Annotated in this window: 19 protein-coding genes; 10 read left to right on the forward strand and 9 right to left on the reverse strand. The window is 64.2% G+C overall.

All coding sequences use genetic code 11. From position 1 onward, the window contains the following. Nucleotides 1-65 precede the first annotated feature (65 nt). Nucleotides 66-1256 (forward strand): benzoate/H(+) symporter BenE family transporter, encoded by a 1191-nt coding sequence (locus shn_RS12910; protein WP_064330759.1) that lies wholly within the window; start codon nucleotides 66-68, stop codon nucleotides 1254-1256. Nucleotides 1257-1259: 3 nt separating this feature from the next. Here the strand turns inward: shn_RS12910 and shn_RS12915 are convergent, their stop codons facing one another. Next, on the reverse strand, nucleotides 1260-2714 hold the full coding sequence (locus tag shn_RS12915; protein ID WP_145925919.1) for a hypothetical protein: 1455 nt from the start codon (nucleotides 2712-2714) through the stop codon (nucleotides 1260-1262). 247 nt (nucleotides 2715-2961) lie between these two features. On the opposite strand from shn_RS12915, the gene shn_RS12920 reads away from it, so the two are divergent. From shn_RS12920 to pth, 4 genes are all read left to right on the forward strand, one after another. Continuing rightward, on the forward strand, nucleotides 2962-3570 hold the full coding sequence (locus tag shn_RS12920; protein ID WP_064330761.1) for a 50S ribosomal protein L25/general stress protein Ctc: 609 nt from the start codon (nucleotides 2962-2964) through the stop codon (nucleotides 3568-3570). 234 nt (nucleotides 3571-3804) lie between these two features. Beyond that, nucleotides 3805-6192 carry an EAL domain-containing protein gene (locus shn_RS12925; protein ID WP_064332588.1) on the forward strand — a complete coding sequence of 796 codons (2388 nt, stop codon included), beginning with the start codon at nucleotides 3805-3807 and terminating at the stop codon, nucleotides 6190-6192. Nucleotides 6193-6214: 22 nt separating this feature from the next. After that, the gene (locus shn_RS12930) at nucleotides 6215-6964 is read left to right on the forward strand and encodes an ABC transporter substrate-binding protein (RefSeq protein ID WP_064330762.1); all 750 of its coding nucleotides are present in this window, start codon (nucleotides 6215-6217) and stop codon (nucleotides 6962-6964) included. A 71-nt stretch (nucleotides 6965-7035) separates the two neighbouring features. Beyond that, nucleotides 7036-7752 (forward strand): aminoacyl-tRNA hydrolase, encoded by a 717-nt coding sequence (pth, locus tag shn_RS12935; RefSeq protein WP_064332589.1) that lies wholly within the window; start codon nucleotides 7036-7038, stop codon nucleotides 7750-7752. Nucleotides 7753-7754: 2 nt separating this feature from the next. Here the strand turns inward: pth and shn_RS12940 are convergent, their stop codons facing one another. Together shn_RS12940 and clpS are read right to left on the reverse strand one after the other, a co-directional pair. Then, nucleotides 7755-8138, reverse strand: coding sequence for a hypothetical protein (locus tag shn_RS12940; protein ID WP_064330763.1), 384 nt, complete (start codon nucleotides 8136-8138; stop codon nucleotides 7755-7757). A gap of 40 nt (nucleotides 8139-8178) precedes the next feature. Next, a complete protein-coding gene (gene clpS, locus shn_RS12945; RefSeq protein ID WP_064330764.1) occupies nucleotides 8179-8490 on the reverse strand; it encodes an ATP-dependent Clp protease adapter ClpS in 312 nt (103 codons plus the stop codon). Nucleotides 8491-8649: 159 nt separating this feature from the next. Here clpS and ychF point away from each other — a divergent pair, with 159 nt between their 5' ends. From ychF to shn_RS12960, 3 genes are read left to right on the forward strand one after another with little or no spacing between them, the layout of a single operon-like run. Beyond that, entirely contained in the window at nucleotides 8650-9753 is a 1104-nt protein-coding gene (ychF, locus tag shn_RS12950; protein WP_064330765.1) for a redox-regulated ATPase YchF, read from the forward strand. 6 nt (nucleotides 9754-9759) lie between these two features. Beyond that, nucleotides 9760-10236, forward strand: a complete 477-nt coding sequence (locus tag shn_RS12955) for a MaoC family dehydratase (protein ID WP_064330766.1) — start codon at nucleotides 9760-9762, stop codon at nucleotides 10234-10236. After that, entirely contained in the window at nucleotides 10223-10690 is a 468-nt protein-coding gene (locus shn_RS12960) for a MaoC family dehydratase (protein ID WP_064330767.1), read from the forward strand. The genes shn_RS12955 and shn_RS12960 overlap by 14 nt, the downstream gene beginning before the upstream one ends. 207 nt (nucleotides 10691-10897) lie before the next feature. Here shn_RS12960 and shn_RS12965 read toward each other — a convergent pair whose 3' ends face one another. The 5 genes from shn_RS12965 to shn_RS12985 all read right to left on the reverse strand — a co-directional run bounded on the left by shn_RS12965 (nucleotide 10898) and on the right by shn_RS12985 (nucleotide 16451). Next, entirely contained in the window at nucleotides 10898-11440 is a 543-nt protein-coding gene (locus shn_RS12965) for an adenine phosphoribosyltransferase (RefSeq protein WP_064330768.1), read from the reverse strand. A gap of 107 nt (nucleotides 11441-11547) precedes the next feature. Then, nucleotides 11548-12429, reverse strand: a complete 882-nt coding sequence (locus shn_RS12970; RefSeq protein ID WP_064330769.1) for a cytochrome c1 — start codon at nucleotides 12427-12429, stop codon at nucleotides 11548-11550. 27 nt (nucleotides 12430-12456) lie between these two features. Then, nucleotides 12457-13725, reverse strand: a complete 1269-nt coding sequence (locus tag shn_RS12975; protein WP_064330770.1) for a cytochrome b N-terminal domain-containing protein — start codon at nucleotides 13723-13725, stop codon at nucleotides 12457-12459. Between the two features lie 14 nt (nucleotides 13726-13739). Further along, a complete protein-coding gene (petA, locus tag shn_RS12980) occupies nucleotides 13740-14318 on the reverse strand; it encodes a ubiquinol-cytochrome c reductase iron-sulfur subunit (RefSeq protein WP_084437973.1) in 579 nt (192 codons plus the stop codon). Between the two features lie 264 nt (nucleotides 14319-14582). Next, nucleotides 14583-16451 (reverse strand): ABC transporter ATP-binding protein, encoded by a 1869-nt coding sequence (locus shn_RS12985; RefSeq protein WP_064330772.1) that lies wholly within the window; start codon nucleotides 16449-16451, stop codon nucleotides 14583-14585. A gap of 111 nt (nucleotides 16452-16562) precedes the next feature. Between shn_RS12985 and shn_RS12990 the strand changes: the two genes are divergently transcribed. Both shn_RS12990 and shn_RS12995 read left to right on the forward strand, forming a co-directional pair. Next, nucleotides 16563-16862, forward strand: a complete 300-nt coding sequence (locus shn_RS12990; RefSeq protein WP_064330773.1) for a type II toxin-antitoxin system RelE/ParE family toxin — start codon at nucleotides 16563-16565, stop codon at nucleotides 16860-16862. 1 nt (nucleotide 16863) lies between these two features. Next, nucleotides 16864-17154, forward strand: coding sequence for an addiction module antidote protein (locus shn_RS12995; RefSeq protein WP_064330774.1), 291 nt, complete (start codon nucleotides 16864-16866; stop codon nucleotides 17152-17154). 39 nt (nucleotides 17155-17193) lie between these two features. Here the strand turns inward: shn_RS12995 and shn_RS13000 are convergent, their stop codons facing one another. Further along, nucleotides 17194-19047, reverse strand: coding sequence for an ABC transporter ATP-binding protein (locus shn_RS13000; RefSeq protein ID WP_064330775.1), 1854 nt, complete (start codon nucleotides 19045-19047; stop codon nucleotides 17194-17196). Nucleotides 19048-19265 lie beyond the last annotated feature (218 nt).

Consider the following 19265-nt stretch of genomic DNA (forward strand, 5'->3'; position numbering starts at 1 on the left):
ACCCTGTTCCCAAGCCGCCCGGCGCCTGTTACCAGTGCCCATTCCTTTCCAGTATCGATCTTGCCATGTTTCGTGATTTTTCCGCCCAAGCCCTGTTCATGGGCCTGCTCACCGCCTTCGTCGGTTTCGCCAGTTCCTTCGCCGTCGTGCTGCACGGGCTGACGGGCGTCGGCGCAACGGAAGCGCAGGCGGCCTCCGGCCTGATGGCGCTCTCCGTGTCGATGGGCCTGTGCGCCATCGTTCTCAGCGCCGCAACGCGGCTTCCCATCTCCATCGCCTGGTCGACGCCGGGCGCGGCGCTGCTGGCCAGCTCCGGCGCGGTGGAAGGCGGCTTTGCGACGGCGGTCGGCGGCTTTCTCGTCTGCGCGGTGCTGATCGTCATCGCAGGTCTCTGGAAGCCGCTCGGCCGCATGGTCGCGGCAATCCCGGCAACGCTCGCCAATGCGATGCTGTCGGGCGTCCTCATCGGCCTCTGCTTCGCCCCGGTGAAGGCCATCGCCTTCGATCCGCTGCTCGGCCTGCCGATCGTTCTTGCCTGGGTGGTCGTCGGCAGCATCAACCGGCTTTATGCCGTGCCCGCGGCGCTTGCCGCCTTCGTCATGGTGCTCGCCTTCGGCATCGACATTCCCGAAGGTGCCCTTTCCGGCCTTGCCGACGCCCTGCTGCCGCGGCCGGAGATCGTCGCGCCCACCTTCAACGTCGCCGGGCTCGTCGGCATCGCACTGCCGCTCTTCATCGTCACCATGGCCTCCCAGAACATTCCGGGCATCGCCGTGCTGAAGGTCAACCACTACGAGCCCAGCCCCGGCCCGCTCTTTGCCGTCACCGGCGTCTTCTCGCTGCTGTCGGCCCCCTTCGGCGGCCATGCGGTCAACCTGGCCGCCATCACCGCCGCCATGTGTGCCGGCAGCGACGCACATCCCGACCCCGCCAGGCGCTACTGGTCGGCGATCAATGCCGGCGTCTTCTACGTGATCTTCGGGCTTGCCGCGGGCGCCGTCACGGCCTTCGTCAGCCTCGCCCCGCCGATCCTCATCCAGGCCGTCGCCGGCCTTGCGCTGATCAGCGCCTTCGCCGGCTCGGCGCTCAACGCCTTCCACGCCGTGGAAGGGCGCGAGGCGGCGGCGGTGACCTTCCTCGTCACCGCCTCGGGCGTCTCCTTCGCCGGCATTTCCGGCGCCTTCTGGGGGCTGATCGCCGGCGGGCTGATGCTGGCGCTCGCCCGCCTCACCGCAAGGCGCCGCGCAAGACCCTGATCCCTACTGCTGGAACGGCAGCGGCTGGCCGTTGATCAGCACCTTGCCGTCCTCGCCGACCTTGACGTCCCAGGCCTGCGCGCCGCCGCCGGCATCGCGCGCAAGGCCCTTCATCATCAGCAGGCCGAAGGCCGCCTGGCCGAACTGCGGCACGGTGGCGGCGTTCTTCTGGAGATAGGCGACCGTCTTGTCGAAGTTGCGCATGGTCAGCGTCACCTCGGCGCTGTGCCGGTCCTTCTGCTCGGGATAGACCAGCATGTTGCCGGCAAGGTGCACGTCGTAGATCGGCGAGACGGCGGAAACCTCCTCGAATTGCACGGTCATCGCGCCACCCGGCAGGATGATTCGGCCGATTTCCTTGTTCTGCTCTTCCGTCAGCGGCTCGGACCTGGTGAAGTCCGCATGATCGATGAGGTAGTTGACCGCGCCGGCAAGATCGAGATTGGCAACTGCCGCCTTGAAGGTCGCGCGCTCCGGCACCGCCTCCGCGAAGGCCGCGGGCAGGATGCCGGCGGGCGGCCTGGGTTTCTCCACGCCGAACCCGAAGCCGACGCGGGTGGAATGGGCAATGCCGTTCATGTCGATGACATAGCTGACGCTCTCGGCGCCGAACGTGCCCTGCTCCGTGCCAACAGTGACATTGGAGGCCTTGATCGTCTCGGTGAGATTGTCGAAGACCGGCAGAGCACCCCGCAGCAGGTCCTTCAGCCGCGCCGCATCCGCCGCCTCCAGCCTGTCCTTGTGCATGTTGTCGAGCACGAAGAAGACGAGGTCCTGCACCACCCTGTTGCGCGCGCCGTCCATGCTGACATCGATGTCGACCGTATCGGCGCCGATATCGATCCGGCCGTTCGCCCCGCCGGTGATCGTCTCGGCAAAGGCCTTCATCACGCCGGTGCTGGATATGTCGAGGATGCCCTCGCCCTTCTTCTCGGCGGCAAGGCGCATCGCCATCCCGCCGAAGCTCGCCGTGATGCTCTCCTGCGGCGAGGTGCTGGTGAAGGCGATCTTCTCGGCCGTCCAGTCGGCGGAGGTGAAATAGAGGATGTCGGGGTCGTAGATGCCGTCGAGCTTCATCGAGGCGATGATATAGGAGAAGGAATTCTTGCCCGGCGCGACATCGACGGACCCCTTGATGTCGAAACTGTCGCTTGCCTCGACGCGGTAGGTGCCTTCGGGCATGGGCCGCAGATAGGCCGTCATCGGCTTGAGCCCTTCGACCGTCACCGCCCTGGACGTGTTCTTTTCCAGGAGCACCGCCGGGTTGAAGCGCAGCTCGTAAAACGAGGTCGCCGCCTTGACGGTGACGAGACCGGCCTCGATCATGTCCTGCGGCAGGTAGCGCGTGAGCTTCTGCTGGATGCTGTCGGCCTCGGCCGGCGAAACCGCCTGGGCGAAGACCGGGCTTGCGGATGCCAGCGCGAACGCGGCCGAGGCCATCAGGATCTGTCGTCTCATCGTGGCCTCCTTCGCCGAACCGGATCCATGCGAACATCCAATCGCGGCGACGTTGTGTCAATCCGGCCGCGCGATCCGGTCGCGGGGCCTTGCATTTCCGGGCGTTCTCGTTTATCGAGCCCCCGTCCGCGTAGACACCCTTGGAGGCAACGTGGATGAGGCTTTCACGAAATCCTCAAGCTTTTTGCGGCAGCAGGGCGATCCCTGCCTGCGAAGGGCTCTCCAGTAACACATGAAAGGTAAAGCCATGAGCCACGACACTTACGAGCTCAAGGCCGAGACGCGCGAACGGGTTGGTAAGGGGTCCTCCCGTGAACTTCGCCGCAACGGCCTTATTCCCGCAGTCATTTACGGCGACAAGCAGGCCCCGCTCTCCATCGCCGTCTCGACCAAGGACGTCACCCAGCGCATCCACGCCGGCGGCTTCAAGACGACCGTCGCGACGATCGACGTCAACGGCGAGAAGATCAAGGTCCTGCCGAAGGACTACCAGCTGGATCCGGTCCGCGACTTCACGATGCATGTCGACTTCCTCCGCGTTTCGGGCGACACCCACGTCGTGGTCGAAGTTCCGGTTCACTTCGTCAACGAAGAGAAGTCCCCGGGCATCAAGGCCGGCGGCGTCCTGAACATTGTTCGCCACGCTGTCGAACTGCACGTCCTGGCCGGCAACATTCCGGAATTCATCACGGCTGATCTCGCTGGCCTGAAGGTCGGCGACGGCATCCACATCTCGAACGTCAAGCTGCCGAAGGGCACGAGCCCGGTCATCGCCGACCGCGACTTCACGATCGCCACGATCGCTGTCCCGGCTGCCGGCGTGAAGGAAGAAGAAGTAACGGAAGCCTCCGAGTAATCGGTTCCGTTCTGAAGACGTCAAAAACCCCGCATCCCACCGGATGCGGGGTTTTTCTTTGCCCGCCTCCCGCCGCTTCCGTTGCGGGAAGCCTGAATTATCAGCACTTTTCCGAATTGCGATTTCAGCAACATTTAAGACTTTGATGAAAGTCTAGGCCTCAAGCTGACGAAAGCCAAAGAGGGGCGTTATGGGCGGGCTTGGCATCATGGCAGGGGGGCAACCGGCATGAAAATGCATTCGGTGGAGAGCCGCTTCATCGCCATCGTCATCGGCGCCCTGCTCATCTTCGTCGCCCCGCTTTTCGCCCTCTTCCTGATCCTTTCGTCCGACCGCGTCGCGCGCGAGCGCCTGCAGAACACCGAAGTGCTGCTTGCGGCCAATGTCCAGGCGCTAGGCAAGCCGTTGTGGGATTTCGACAAGGAAAGCGTCGACCAGATCGTCGGCGCGCTGCAGGCCGATGCCGACATCGCCTTCGTGCATGTGCGCGACACGTCCGATGTCATCGACATCCAAAAGCCTGCCGCCCGTCCCGACCCGGATGACGCCCGCTCGATCGTCAAGGCCGACATCCTCTACAAGGCGAATGACGGCATCAAGAAGGTCGGCACGGCGGAGATCTGGATCCGCAAGGAGGGCCTGCTCTCGCGCTTTTCGAAGGACGAGATGAGCATCTTCGCCATCTTCTTCTTCGCCGTGGCGACGCTCTTCACCGCCGCCATCATCGGCAACCGCATCACCATCATCCGCCCCCTGATGCGGCTGACGGCGGCCATCGAGGCGACGCGCCGGCTCGGCTCGCGCCACCATGTCGACTGGACGTCGAACGACGAGATGGGCGCGCTCGCCCATAATTTCAACGAGATGCAGAGCAAGCTGGAGCGCGAGGAGAAGGAGCTGAAGCTCGCCCATGCCCGCGCCACCGACATCTACAACCTCACGCCGGCCATGCTCTTCTCCATCGACGCGGACAACCGCATCACCGCCGTTAGCGACTACTGGCTGACGGCGACCGGCTATCGCCGCGCCGCGGTGATCGGCCAGGAGTTCACCGATTTCGTCGCCGAGGACTGGCGCGAGACCTATCGCAGGCGCCACGACGAGAACAGCGCGGACGGCGGCATCTGCGAGGCGACGGTGCGCTTCCGCTGCGCCGACGACAGCATGATCGACGTGCTGATCCTGGAAACCGGCGTTGCGGCCAGCAGCAGCCGCCAGGCGCTGTCGCTGTCCGTCATGACCGATGTCACCGACCTCAAGGAGGCGGAGAACCGCAACCACCGCCAGGCGATCACCGATCACCTGACGGGCCTGCTCAACCGGCAGGGTTTCGAATCGGTGCTCGACGAGCTGATCGGCGATGTCGACAAGCTCGGCCAGCAGCTCGCCTGCCTCTTCGTCGACCTCGACCGCTTCAAGTGGATCAATGACAATCTCGGCCATGCCGCCGGCGACGAGGTGCTCTGCCAGGTGGCTGCGCGCCTGCGCCGGCAGCTTCGCGCGGGCGACCGCATCGCCCGTCTCGGCGGCGACGAATTCGCCATCCTGCTCGCCGCGCCCGATGCCCGCCAGCTCGCCATGGATGTCAGCGAGCGGCTGGTCGCAAGCCTGCGCTCGCCGCTCACCGTCAATGGCGCCGAGCTCAATGTCAGCGCCAGCATCGGCGTTGCCGTCTATCCCGACCACGCCGAGACGGCGGCCTGCCTGCTGCAGAAGTCGGACATGGCCATGTTTGCGCGCAAGCGCAGCGGCAAGAACGGCGTACAGCTCTTCGACAACAACATGGTGGACATTGCCCGCAAGCGGCTGGAAACCGAACAGTTCATCGACCAGGGCCTGCGTGACGACTGGTTCACCGCCCATCTCCAGCCGATCGTCTCGCTTGCCGACGGGCGCGTGGCCGGCTTCGAGGCGCTGATGCGCCTCAACCATCCCGAACGCGGCCTGCTGCCGCCGGCCGAGATCATCGGCATTGCCGAGGAGAACGGCTCGATCGGCCGCATCGGCGATTGCATCCTGTCGAAGTCGATCGCAAGCCTCGCCATCATCTCCCGGCTGGAGGGGCTCGCCGACAGCTATCTCGCGGTGAACTTCTCGCCCCTGCAGTTCGAGCCCGCCCTGCCCACCCGCCTTGCCGCCCTGCTGCTGGAGCACGGCATCACGCCGTCGCGCATCGTGGTGGAAATCACCGAGGCCGTGCTGATGCTCGACAATCCCGTCGTGCGCGAGGTGCTCGACGCGCTCTCCGACCTCGGCTGCCGCATCGCGCTCGACGATTTCGGCACCGGCTATTCCTCGCTGTCCTATCTCAACCGCTTCCCCGTCGATATCGTCAAGGTCGACCAGTCCTTCACCCGTTCGCTCTCCTCCGACCAGCCGGATGTGCGCCGCAAGAGCCGCATGCTGGTGGAGGGCATCCGCACCATCTCGCACCAGATGGGCTGCGCCGTCGTGGCGGAGGGCATCGAGACGACGGAACAGTGGGACATCCTCCAGGCGATGCAGGTGGAATTCGGCCAGGGCTATCTCCTGAGCCGTCCTCTCCCGCTTGACGCACTCCTGGAAAAGCTGGACGAATTCACGATGGCGGAAAAGCCGGAACGCCGGGCCGCCGCCTCCTGACGAAGGACAGAGGGACGAGACGATGAAGACGCTGCTCTTGACGCTTTGCCTGTCGCTCGCTCCCCTTTCCGCACCGCTTGCCGAAACCCTGCATTTCGTGACGGAGGAATACGCGCCCTTCAACTATTCCAAGGACGGCAGGATCACCGGCATCGCCGTCGAGCAGGTCGAGGCGATCGCCAAGGCGGTCGGCATCGACTACACGATCGAGATCATGCCCTGGGCCCGCGCCTTCGCCATGGCGGAAAACCAGCCGATGAACTGCGTCTTCACGACCGGCTACAACCGCGACCGCGCCGACCGCTTCGCCTGGGTCAATCCGCTCCTGAAGGACGAGATGGTGCTCCTGAAACGCAAGGACGGCAGCAAGGGGCCGGCAAGCACGCGCGAGGCGCTCGCCATGAAGGTCGGTTCGCAGCGCGGCGACTTCGCCGTGGAAGCGCTCGAAGAGCTCGGCTTCAAGGACATCGACCTTGCCACCGACATCGACATCTCCGTACGCAAGCTGCTCTCCGGCCGCATCGACCTGATGCCGACCTCGATCAAGACCTATGAGAACCTGGTCAACCAGGGCCAGCCAGTCGAAAAAGCCATGCTGATGGCCGGCCAGATCTACGGCCTCGCCTGCCACAAGGACACGCCGCCCGACCTCATCGAGCGGCTGCAGGCGGCGCTCGACCAGCTCATCGTCAGCGGCGAGCAGGATCGCATCTTCACCGCCTACGGCCTGCCGCCGAACACGCGCACGGCCGATGGCGGCGCGAAGAAATGAACGCGGACGGTTGACTTCCGGCCGCTTTCGCGGTGGTGAAGGCCGGACAGATCCTTTTGACGGACCATTCCATGCAGATCATCGCGGGGCTCGGCAATCCGGGCGCAAAATATGCGGGCAACCGCCACAATATCGGCTTCATGGCGCTGGACGCGATCCACCGCAAGAACCCGTTCTCGCCCTGGTCGAAGAAGTTCAAGGCGGAAATCTCGGAGGGCGAGCTTGCCGGCGAGAAGGTGCTGCTCGTCAAGCCGCAGACCTTCATGAACCTTTCGGGCGAATCCGTCGGCGAGGCGATGCGCTTCTACAAGCTCGCCCCGAAGGACATCGTCGCGATCTACGACGAACTGGACCTCGCCCCCGGCAAGGCGCGCATCAAGGTCGGCGGCGGCCATGGCGGGCACAACGGCATCAAGTCGATCGACGCCCATTGCGGCAAGGACTACCGGCGCCTGCGCCTCGGCATCGGCCATCCGGGCGTGAAGGAGCTCGTCACCAACCATGTGCTCGGCGATTTCGCCAAGGCCGATCACGCCTGGCTCGACCCGCTGCTCGACGAACTCGCCCTCAATGCCGACATGCTGGTGCGGGGAGAGGATTCGCAACTGATGAACAAGCTGGCGCTCGCCACCGGCAGCAAGCCGGACGCGGAAAAGGCGCCCGCGCAGAAGCCGGCCGGTCAATCCCATATCCGCCAGGCGCGCAACCACGCCCAGCCGAAGATCCTGCCGACGACGGGGCCGATGGCGGAGATGCTGAAGAAGCTGCTCGGCAACAAGGGCGAGTAGGCCTACAGCCAGCGGATCGTTTCGAGCCGGTAGAGGAAAAGGTCCCACAGCCAGGCGAGCGCCGTCTCGATGCCCTGCGCGACGAGGCCCGAGGCACCGTCGGAAAACAGCATGACGGCGAGGCCGGCAAGGCCGCAACCGACCGTCGCGTTCCGGAAATTCCGCCACGAATCGAGCCGGTAGTAGCCGGCATCGTCATATTCGGTGCCGAAGATCCGGTCGTTCCAGCCATAGCCGTCGCTGATGGCGAGATCGAGCATCGGCCGGTCGGAAAGCCGGTCGGGAAAGACATTGAAGACCGCGCGGCAGACGTGCCCGATCGCCCCCACAAGAAGGAAGAACACGAAGGCGACGGCATAGTGCCAGGTGGCGGCTTCTTCGATCATGGCGGCACCATAAACAGAAACCGCTAATATCCGATGAAGCCTATTCCTCCGGCTCGGTCTGGAAGAGCAGCGGGAAGCCCGCCTCCTTGGCAAGGTCCGTCGCTTCCTTCGCCTTGGTCTCGGCAATGTCGCGGGCGCAGACGACGACCACGGCCGTGCCCAACTTGTGTGCGGTCATCATGACGCGATAGCTCGTCTCCTCCGCCATGCGGAAGACGGCCTTCAGCACCAGCGTCACGAATTCCCGCGGCGTATAGTCGTCGTTGACGAGAATGACCTTGTAGAGCTTCGGCCGCTCCAGCTTCGGCTCCGTCACGGTTTTTGGGGTCAGGGTCGTGTCACCATTGCTCATGGGAAGCTCCTCGTACTCCGGCTTCGAGCGGTGTGGGGCCCATTGTGCACGGCAGGAGGGGTGACTTCAAGGCCCCGCGCGGCCGAAGCCCTTGACCCTGCCCCCGCCATCCCCCATAGCGATGGCAACGATTTTCTTAAGACGAATGGACCACCTTCCATGGGCTTCAAATGCGGTATCGTCGGTCTGCCGAATGTCGGCAAGTCGACCCTCTTCAACGCGCTGACCAAGACGGCGGCGGCGCAAGCGGCCAACTATCCCTTCTGCACCATCGAGCCGAACACCGGCGAAGTGGCGGTTCCCGATCCGCGCATGAAGGCGCTCGCTGCCATCGCCGGTTCCAAGGAGATCATCCCGACCCGCATCTCCTTCGTCGACATTGCCGGCCTCGTGCGCGGCGCGTCCAAGGGCGAAGGCCTCGGCAACAAGTTCCTCGCCAACATCCGCGAGGTCGACGCGGTCGTGCATGTGCTGCGCTGCTTCGAGGACGATGACATCACCCATGTCGAGGGCCGCATCAACCCGGTGGGCGACGCCGACACGATCGAGACCGAGCTGATGCTCGCCGACCTCGAAAGCCTGGAGCGCCGGCTTGAGCAGACGCGCAAGCGCGCCACCGGCAAGGACAAGGATTCGCTCGCGCAGTTGCCGATCATGGAAGCCGTGGTCAAGCTGCTCAACGAAGGCAAGCCGGCCCGCCTTCTCCTGAAGACGCTGGCGCCCGAGGAGATCGAGGTCCTGAAGGGCCTCAACCTCCTCACCTCGCACCCGGTCCTCTATGTCTGCAACGTCGCGGAGGCCGACGCCTCGACCGGCAACAAGCACACCGAGGCCGTCGCCGCCATGGCGAAGGAACAGGGCGCCGAATGCGTCATCATCTCGGCGGCGATCGAATCCGAGGTGGCGCAGCTTCCCGAGGAGGAAGCGGCCGAATTCCTCTCCGCGCTCGGCCTCGAGGAAGCGGGCCTCGACCGGCTCATCCGCGCCGGCTACCACCTGCTCGACCTCATCACCTATTTCACCGTCGGCCCGAAGGAGACCCGCGCCTGGACCATCGTGCGCGGCACCAAGGCCCCGCAGGCCGCCGGCGTCATCCATACGGATTTCGAACGCGGCTTCATCCGCGCCTTCACCATCTCCTATGACGACTACATCGCCTACAAGGGCGAAGTCGGCGCCAAGGAAGCCGGCAAGGGCCGCGACGAAGGCAAGGAATACGTGGTTGAGGACGGCGACGTCATCCACTTCCGCTTCAACACGTAAGCGACCATGACGGACGCGCGACTGACCTTCGAGGATTTCACGCCCAGCCGCCGCTTCGACCTCGCGGAGCGGACGCTGACGGCGGACGAGATCGTCGCCTTCGCGCGGGAATTCGATCCCCAGCCCATGCATCTCGACGAGGAAGCCGGCCGCGCCAGCATCCTCGGCGGGCTCGCCGCGTCCGGCTGGCACACCAGCGCCGTCATGATGCGCATGCTCTACGAGGCCTATATCCGCGGCTCGACCTCGGAAGGCTCGCCCGGCGTTGACCGGATGGAATGGAAGCGCCCGGTGCTTGCGGGGGACACGCTCGGCGGCCATTGCGAGGTGCTGGATGCGCGCGCCTCGCGCTCGCGGCCGGAGATCGGCATCGTGCGCATGCGCGCCACGGTGACGAACCAGCGCGGGGAAACCGTCGCGCTCTGCGAATATAGCAACATGATGCGCCTTGCCGAAAAGGGAGCCGACCATGCGCATGGCTGAGCTCTACGCCTTCGGCGAGGCCATCGAGATCGGCAGCCTCACCTTCACGGCCGAGGACATCATCCGCTTCGCCAGGGATTTCGACCCGCAGCCCTTCCATCTCGACGCGGAACTGGCCAGGCACGCGCTGTTCGGCGGCCTCTGCGCCTCCGGCTGGCATTCCTCTGCCGGATGGATGAAATGCTTCGTGCCCTTCTGGCTCGGTGAATGCAAACGGCTCGCCGCCGAGGGCCACACGCCCCCGCAACTCGGCCCCTCCCCGGGCTTCACGAACCTGCGCTGGCTGAAGCCGGTCTTCGCCGGCGACACGATTACCTATTCGGTGACGCTGACCGCCTCGCGCGAGCTTGCCTCGCGGCCGGGCCGGCTGGTCAATACGATACTCTGCGCGGGAAAGAACCAGAATGGCGAACCGGTCATCCGGTTCGAGAGCACGGTTCTGGAATTCGTCTGAACCGCACGGTTCCGTTACCTATTCGGTCTGCCCCTCACCCTAACCCTCTCCCCGCAAGCGGGGAGAGGGGACGTGCCAAACGAACGGTATTGGTTGGGGAAAGCGGCGCGGCATATCCCTTCGCCCCGCTTGCGGGGAGAAGGGGACCGGCAGGCCGGATGAGGGGCGAGACCGCCACCACAGATGATAGATCGCGGGCGACCGCCCTCAATGCCCGTCGAACGCCACCAGCGTCCGAACTTCCACGCCCAACGCCTCCAGCTTCTTCCGCCCGCCGAGCTCCGGCAGGTCGATGACGAAACAGGCCGCGACGATATCCGCCCCGATCTGGCGCAGCAGCTTCACCGCCGCCTCCGCCGTGCCGCCGGTGGCGATCAGGTCGTCGACGAGGATGACCTTCTCGCCCGGCTTGATGGCGTCCTTGTGCATCTCCATCTCGTCCACGCCGTATTCCAGGCTATAGGCGATGCGCACGGTCTCGTGCGGCAGCTTGCCCTTCTTGCGGATCGGCACGAAACCGGTCGAGAGCTGGTGCGCCATGGCGCCGCCGAGGATGAAGCCGCGCGCCTCGATGCCGGCGACCTTGGAGATGCCGATGCCCGCATAGGGATGCACCAGCTCGTCCACCGCGCGGCGGAAGGCCCGCGGATTGCCGAGCAGCGTGGTGATGTCGCGGAACATGACGCCGGGCTTGGGATAGTCCGGGATGTTGCGGATCGCGGCGACGAGTTCGTTTTCGAGTGTGGACATGGGAATTCCGACTGCGGAGGGCTTTTTCCGGTTATTGCAGGTGCGCCACCGCCCCACAACAAAAAAGGCGGCCCGAAGGCCGCCTTTCGACAGAGCGGTGAGACCGCTCAGTGTTCCTTGTTCGCGTAGACGGACTTCTTCGTCAGGTAGATCAGGCCGGTGAAGATCACCAGGAAGACCATGACCATGAAGCCGGTACGCTTGCGGTCCTCCAGGTGCGGCTCGGCGGCCCACATCAGGAAGGCGGAAACGTCATGCGCATACTGGTCGACCGTCTGCGGCGAACCGTCGTCATAGGTGACCTGGTCGTCGGAGATCGGCTTGGCCATGGCGAGCGCCGCGGCATTGGCGAAGTACGGGTTGTAGTGCGTGCCTTCGGCGACCTCGACATGCGCCGGCGGCTCTTCGTCGTAGCCGGTCAGCAGCGAGTAGATGTAGTCCGGGCCGCCTTCCTGGTACTGGGTGAAGATGTCGAAGACGAACTGCGGGAAGCCGCGGGTGATGCCGCGCGCCTTGGCGATCAGCGAGAAGTCCGGCGGGGCTGCGCCATTGTTCGAAGCGGCAGCCGCCTCGTGGTTGGCGTAGGGCGACGGGAAGTAGTCGGACGGAACGGCCTTGCGGGTGAACATCTCACCGTCGCTGTTCGGGCCGTCCTCGACCTCGTAGTTCGCCGCGAATGCCTTCACCTGGGCTTCCGAGTAGCCGAGGCCTTCCAGCGTGCGGAAGGAGACGAGGCTCATCGAGTGGCAGGCAGAACAGACTTCGGTATAGACCTTCAGGCCGCGCTGGAGCTGGCCCTTGTCATACTTGCCGAACGGGCCTGCGAAGCTCCAGTCCTGCTCCTTGGGCTTGTGGATCGGGTAGTGCGGCGTGGCGTGCTCCGCCTCCGCACCGCCGGCAGCGGCATGGTCTTCCTGCGCCGTGGCGAAGGAGATGCCGAGACCGGCGACGAGCGCGAGCGACAGAATGCCTGCAACAAGCTTTTTCATTGTCATGGTTCCTTTCGTCGCTCGCTATCAGGCCTTGGCCGCCTTGGCGTTCTTCTTTTCCAGAACCGCTTCCGTGATTGAATTCGGAATGCGCTTCGGGGTTTCGATCAGGCCGAGAACCGGCATGAGGACGATGAAGAAGCCAAAGTAGTAGACCGTGCCAAGCTGCGAGAGGATGACGTAGATGCCTTCGGCGGGCATGGCGCCGAGCCAGCCGAGCATGATGGCATTGGCCACGAACAGCCAGAAGAACAGCTTGTACCACGGACGGTAGACGGCAGAGCGAACCTTGGAGGTGTCGAGCCACGGCAGGAAGAAGAGGATGATGATCGAGCCGAACATCACCAGGACGCCGCCCAGCTTGGAATCGATCGGGCCGATGTTGAAGGTGATGGCGCGCAGCATCGCGTAGAACGGCAGGTAGTACCATTCCGGAACGATGTGGGCGGGGGTCTTCAGCGGGTCGGCCGGGATATAGTTGTCCGGGTGGCCGAGGTAGTTCGGCATGTAGAAGATGAACCAGGCGAAGACGATCAGGAAGACCGAGACGCCGAGGGCGTCCTTCAGCGTCGCATAGGGCGTGAAGGCGACCGTGTCGGTCTTGGACTTCACCTCGACGCCGGTCGGGTTCGTCTGGCCGGTGACATGCAGCGCCCAGATGTGCAGGACGACGACGCCGGCGATCATGAACGGCAGCAGGTAGTGCAGCGCGAAGAAGCGGTTCAGCGTCGGGTTGTCGACCGCGAAGCCGCCGAGCAGGAACTGCTGGATCCACTCGCCGACCCACGGGAAGGCCGAGAAGAAGCCGGTGATCACCGTCGCGCCCCAGAAGGACATCTGGCCCCAGGGCAGAACGTAGCCCATGAAGCCCGTCGCCATCATCAGGAGGTAGATGACCACGCCGAGGATCCAGAGGATTTCACGCGGCGCCTTGTAGGAGCCGTAGTAGAGGCCGCGGGCGATGTGGAGATAGACCGCGATGAAGAAGAAGGACGCGCCGTTGGCGTGCATGTAGCGCAGCAGCCAGCCGTGGTTCACGTCGCGCATGATCTTCTCGACCGAGTTGAACGCGACGGTGGTTTCGGCGGCGTAGTGCATGGCCAGCACGATCCCGGTCAGGATCTGCACGATCAGCATCACCGACAGCATGGCGCCGAAGGTGTAGGCATAGTTCAGGTTGCGCGGGACCGGGTAGGACACGAAGCTGTCATGGATCATGCGCGGCAGAGGCAGGCGCGAATCGACCCATTTTTCGATGCCAGTCGTCGGCTGGTAGGTGGAATGTTCAGCACTCATTATCAGGTGTCCCCTCAACCGATCTTGATGACTGTGTCGGATACGAACGAGAAGGTCGGCACGGGCAGGTTCTCGGGGGCCGGACCCTTACGAATGCGACCGGCGGTATCGTAGTGAGAACCATGGCAGGGACAGAACCATCCGCCGAAATCGCCGGCCTGGCCGAGCGGAACACAGCCGAGATGGGTGCAGGAGCCGATCATGACGATCCAGTTCTCCTTGCCCTCGCCGGCGGAGCGGTCGAGGTCCGTCGCCTGGGCATCGGATGCGATATTGGCGTTACGCGCGACCGGATCCTTGAGGTCGGAAAGCTGAACGGCTTTCGCCTCTTCGACTTCCTTGTCCGTGCGGTTGCGGATGAAGACCGGCTTGCCGCGCCACTTGGCCGTCAGCGACATGCCGGGCGTCAGGCTGGAGACATCGACCTCGATGGAGGCGAGCGCCAGCGTGGACGCGTCCGGACGCATCTGGTCGATGAACGGCCAGGCAACCGCAACGCCGCCCACGACGCCCGCCATACCGGTGGTCAGGTAAAGAAAATCGCGGCGAGTGGGCTCGCCCAGGGATTCGCTTGTTGTCTCGTGTTCGCTCACGGCTAAACCATCCTCTCACGCAAAGTCTGCGGAAAACCGCAACGCCCCTTTGGAAACCGGCAAGATCCGGACACAATACGGCCATAGATTCCCCGTCAATCCGGCGCGTTCTATGCTTGATCGCAAATTATGTCCAGCCTTGGCAAGGGGAGGTGGGCACATTGTCGCGGGAAAAACGGGGCATCTTGACAAGGCGCAGGCATCGCCTTGAACCTCCAGCGCTTCCCGGCTCAAAAAGCGTGTGAGAAACGACGCTTTGCGGCCCTATTGCGCCGCTTCCTCATGGCCGAGGAACCCGCCCGACTGGCGCGACCAGAGATCCGCATAGAGCCCGCCGCGCGCGACGAGTTCCGCATGGGTCCCCTCCTCCACGATATGGCCGCGATCCATGACGATCAGCCGGTCGAGCGCGGCGATGGTGGACAGGCGATGGGCGATGGCGAGCACGGTCTTGCCGCGCATGAGGCGTTCGAGATTGGACTGGATCGCCGCCTCGACCTCCGAATCGAGCGCGGACGTCGCCTCGTCGAGCACGAGGATCGGCGCGTCCTTCAGCATGACGCGGGCAATGGCGATGCGCTGGCGCTGGCCGCCCGACAGCTTGACGCCGCGCTCGCCGACATGGGCGTCGTAGCCCTTGCGGCCGCGCTGGTCTTCCAGGGCGAGGATGAAGTCGTGCGCCTCGGCCTTCCGCGCCGCCTCGATCATCTCGGCCTCGCTGGCGTCCGGATTGCCGAAGAGGATGTTGTCGCGGATCGAGCGGTGCAGCAGCGCGGTGTCCTGGCTGACCATGCCGATATTGGCGCGCAGGCTCTCCTGCGTGACCGCGGCAATATCCTCGCCGCCGACCAGGATGCGCCCGCCTTCGAGGTCGTAGAAACGCAACAGCAGGTTGACCAGCGTCGACTTGCCGGCGCCGGAGCGGCCGACGATGCCGACCTTCTCGCCGGGGCGGATCGACAGCGTCAGGTCGTCGATGACGCCGGACGGACGGCCGTAGTGGAAGCGGACGGCTTCGAAGCGGATTTCGGGGCGGGCGACCTTCATCTCGACCGCATCCGGCCTGTCGACAAGGCCGATCGGCTGGGAGATGAGGTCGGCGGAATTCTGGATCGTGCCGATGTTGCGCATGATGCTGTTGAGCTGCGTCATCAGACGGTTGAGCAGGAAATTCAGCCTGAGCACCAGCGCCATGGTGAAGGCGACGGCGCCGGAACTGGCGATGCCGCCGAGCCACAGATGGATGGAGAGCACCGCCATGGCGACGATCATCAGGCCCGAGACGAAGGCCATCGAGGCGCGCACGCCCGTCAGGAAGCGGGTGAAATCGAGCGTGGTCTTCTGGAAGATGTCGAAGCCGCTGCGCATGTAGCGGTCGTTCGCCTCGTCGCGCCCGAACAGTTTTAGCGTCTGGATGTTGGAATAGGCATCGACCATGCGGCCGCTGAGCATGGACGCGGCTTCGGCGGTCTGGCGCGAATGTTCGCGGATGCGCGGCACGAAGTAGCGCGCCAGCACGGAGAAGACCACGAGCCACACGCCGAGCACGGCGGCAAGCCGCCAGTCGAGCCCGCCGAGCAATACCAGCGTCGAGGCCGTGTAGATCGTCACGAACCAGACGCTTTCCATGAAGGAGGTGATGACGTCGCCGGTCGCCTGCCCCGCCGACCAGACCTTCGTGACGATGCGGCCGGAGAAATCGTTCTGGAAGAAGGAGAGCGACTGGCGCGCGACATGCACATAGGACTGCCAGCGCACCAGGTTGTAGAAGCCGGGCGTGATGACCTGCTGGTCGACGAGCGCCGTGAGGAACGTGACGAGGAAGCGCACGAGGCCGATCAGCCCGAGCATCATCAAAAGCTCCGGCCCGTGGGCGGCCATGAGCCCACTCCACCCGTCCGCGGGCTTCACCGTCGCCAGGATATCGACCAGCCGCCCGACGAACCAGAAGGTCGCCGCCTCGATGCCCGCCGTGACGCCGCCGAGCACCAGCATCGCCGCAAACGGCGCCTTCGCCTGCCCGACATAGAACCAGATGAAGGCGAGAAGACCCTGCGGCGGGCGAAGGTCATCCCGCCGCGCGAAGGGCTGAATCCAGTTCTCGAACCAGGAGAAGAGCGGGCGGAAGATCATGCCTCCGATATAGGCGGTTTTTGACGGGGGACAAATTAAAGATTGGAAAGGTGGGAGCATATTGAAGCACCCTTGATATTCGGCGATTGTAATATTAAAGTTACTATCTCAATGACGCTCCTGATCAAGCAGACGGATACATTTCGCAAATGGGAGCGGGCGCTCGGTGATCGCAAAGCACGCGCGCTGATCGCCGCCCGGCTGAACCGGATCGCCTACGGCCTTATCGGCGACGTCAAATCCGTCGGTGACGGCGTCAGCGAAATCCGCATCCACCATGGACCCGGATATCGCATCTATTTCACGCGAAGGGGCGAAGAAATCATCGTGCTGCTCTGCGGCGGCGACAAGGGTTCCCAGAAACGGGATATCGCCGCCGCCAAGACCCTGGCAGCCCAACTGGACAGCTGAGATGAACAAAACATTGCACACCTATGATCCGGCAGAGGCTTTGACCTCCGACGAAGCCGTCGATGTCTTCATGAAGGATGCGTTCGAGACGGGCGATGCGGGTTATATCGCGCATGCCCTCGGCGTCGTCGCGCGGGCCAGGGGCATGAGCAAGGTCGCGGAAGAAACCGGCCTCGCCCGGGAAGCGCTCTACCGCTCGCTTGCCAGCGACGGCAATCCGACCCTCAAGTCCATGCTGACGGTCATGCGCGCCCTCGGACTTGAGCTGACGTCAAAGCGCGCCGGCACTTGATAGAAGCATCCCCGCCCATCAGGCGGGGATGCGCTTTGCCTACTCCGCCGCCACTTCCGCCTCGGCATCATCGGCGATGAAGCCGCCGGACTGGCGGGTCCACAGGTCGGCATAAATGCCGCCCTTCGCGACGAGTTCGGCGTGGGTGCCGGTCTCGTGCAGGCGGCCCTTGTCGAGAACGACGAGTCGGTCCATCTCGGTCAGCGTCGACAGGCGGTGGGCGATCGCGATCACCGTCTTGCCCTGCATCAGGGCGAAGAGGTTTTCCTGGATCGCCGCCTCGACCTCCGAATCGAGCGCCGAGGTCGCCTCGTCCAGCACCAGGATCGGCGCGTCCTTGAGGAAGACGCGGGCGATCGCGATGCGCTGGCGCTGGCCGCCGGAGAGCTTGACGCCGCGCTCGCCGACCTGGGCATCGAGGCCCGTGCGGCCGTGCTGGTCGGCGAGACCCTCGATGAACTCCCAGGCATTGGCGCGCTTCGCCGCCTCGATGATCTCCGCATCGCTCGCCTCCGGCTTGCCGTAGGCGATGTTCTCGCGGATCGAACGGTGCAGCAGGGAGGTATCCTGCGTGACGACGCCGATCTGCGAGCGCAGGCTGTCCTGCGTCACCGTCGCGATGTCCTTGCCGTCGATGGTGATCTTGCCGGATTCGAGGTCGTAGAAGCGCAGCAGCACGTTCATCAGCGTCGTCTTGCCGGCGCCGGAGCGGCCGACGAGGCCGACCTTCTCCCCTGCCCCGATCCTGAGCGACAGGTCCTCGATCACGCCCTTGTTCTTGCCGTAGTGGAAGCGGACATGATCGAAGTCGATCGCCCCCCTGGCGGCCGGCAGGGCCGGCGCCTGCGGCGCATCCTTGATGTCGTGCGGGCGCGTCATCATGCCCATGCCGTCATAAACCGTGCCGATATTCTCGAAGAGCGCGGTCACTTCCCACATCACCCACTGCGACATGCCGTTGATGCGCATGGCAAGGCCGATGGCCACCGCAACGGCGCCGACCGAGACATCGCCCGTCATCCAGAAATAGATGCCGATGGCCGCCGTGAAGAACATCGTGACGACGTTGTTGATGTCGATCGTGATGTTGAACAGCGTGATCAGCCGCATCTGCTTGTGCACGGTGACCAGGAACTCGTCCATGCCTTCGCGGGCATAGGTCTCCTCCCGGCCGGCATGCGAGAACAGTTTTACCGTCGCGATGTTGGTGTAGCTGTCGACGATCCGGCCCGTCATCATCGAGCGCGCATCGGCCTGCTCGCGGGAGATCACCATGAGCTTCGGCACGAAGTGGCGCAGGATGCAGACATAGATGACGAACCATACGAGCAGCGGCACGACGAGGCGCAGGTCCGCCGAGGCGATGACCGCGATCATCGAGATGAAGTAGCTCACCACATAGATGAAGACGTCGATGATCTTCATCACCGTCTCGCGCACGGCAAGCGAGGTCTGCATGACCTTCGTCGAGACGCGGCCGGCGAACTCATTGGAGAAGAAGGTCATGCTCTGGCGGATCAGGTAGCGATGCATCTGCCAGCGGGCGATCATCGGGAAATTGCCCGCGAGCGCCTGGTGCATGGTCAGCGTGTGCAGCGCGCCGAAACCCGGAATGACGATAAGCAGCAGCACCGCCATCCAGATCAGCGTGCCGCCCTCGCGGGCAAGGAACGTGTTCGGATCGCTGTTGGACAGCCAGTCGATGATGTTGCCGAGGAACTGGAACAGCACGACTTCCGCAATCCCGAGCAGCATGGAGCAGAAGCCGAGCAGCGCCAGCCAAGGCGCGGCCGGGCGCGTATAATGCCACAGGAAGGCGAAAAGGCCCTTCGGAGGCAGCGAGGGCGCCTCGGGAGGATAAGGATTCAAACGTCTTTCGAACCAGCCGAACATGGCTTTCTCCGTAATAGAAAGACGGAACCGGCACGGACGGCGCAAAACGGGCGCGGTCGGGAACGGGGTTCCGGTAGGATTGCCGTGGGGCGACGAAAAGCGTCACACGACGAAGTAAAATGAAGAGACGATGGGAATTTGGTGGCGAAACGCCTACGCGAGAAGAGGCGTCAATCCAGCCGGGAGGCGTGGTCGATACATGGTATCCATAATGATCC

This window comes from Shinella sp. HZN7 (assembly GCF_001652565.1).
Lineage (GTDB): Bacteria > Pseudomonadota > Alphaproteobacteria > Rhizobiales > Rhizobiaceae > Shinella > Shinella granuli.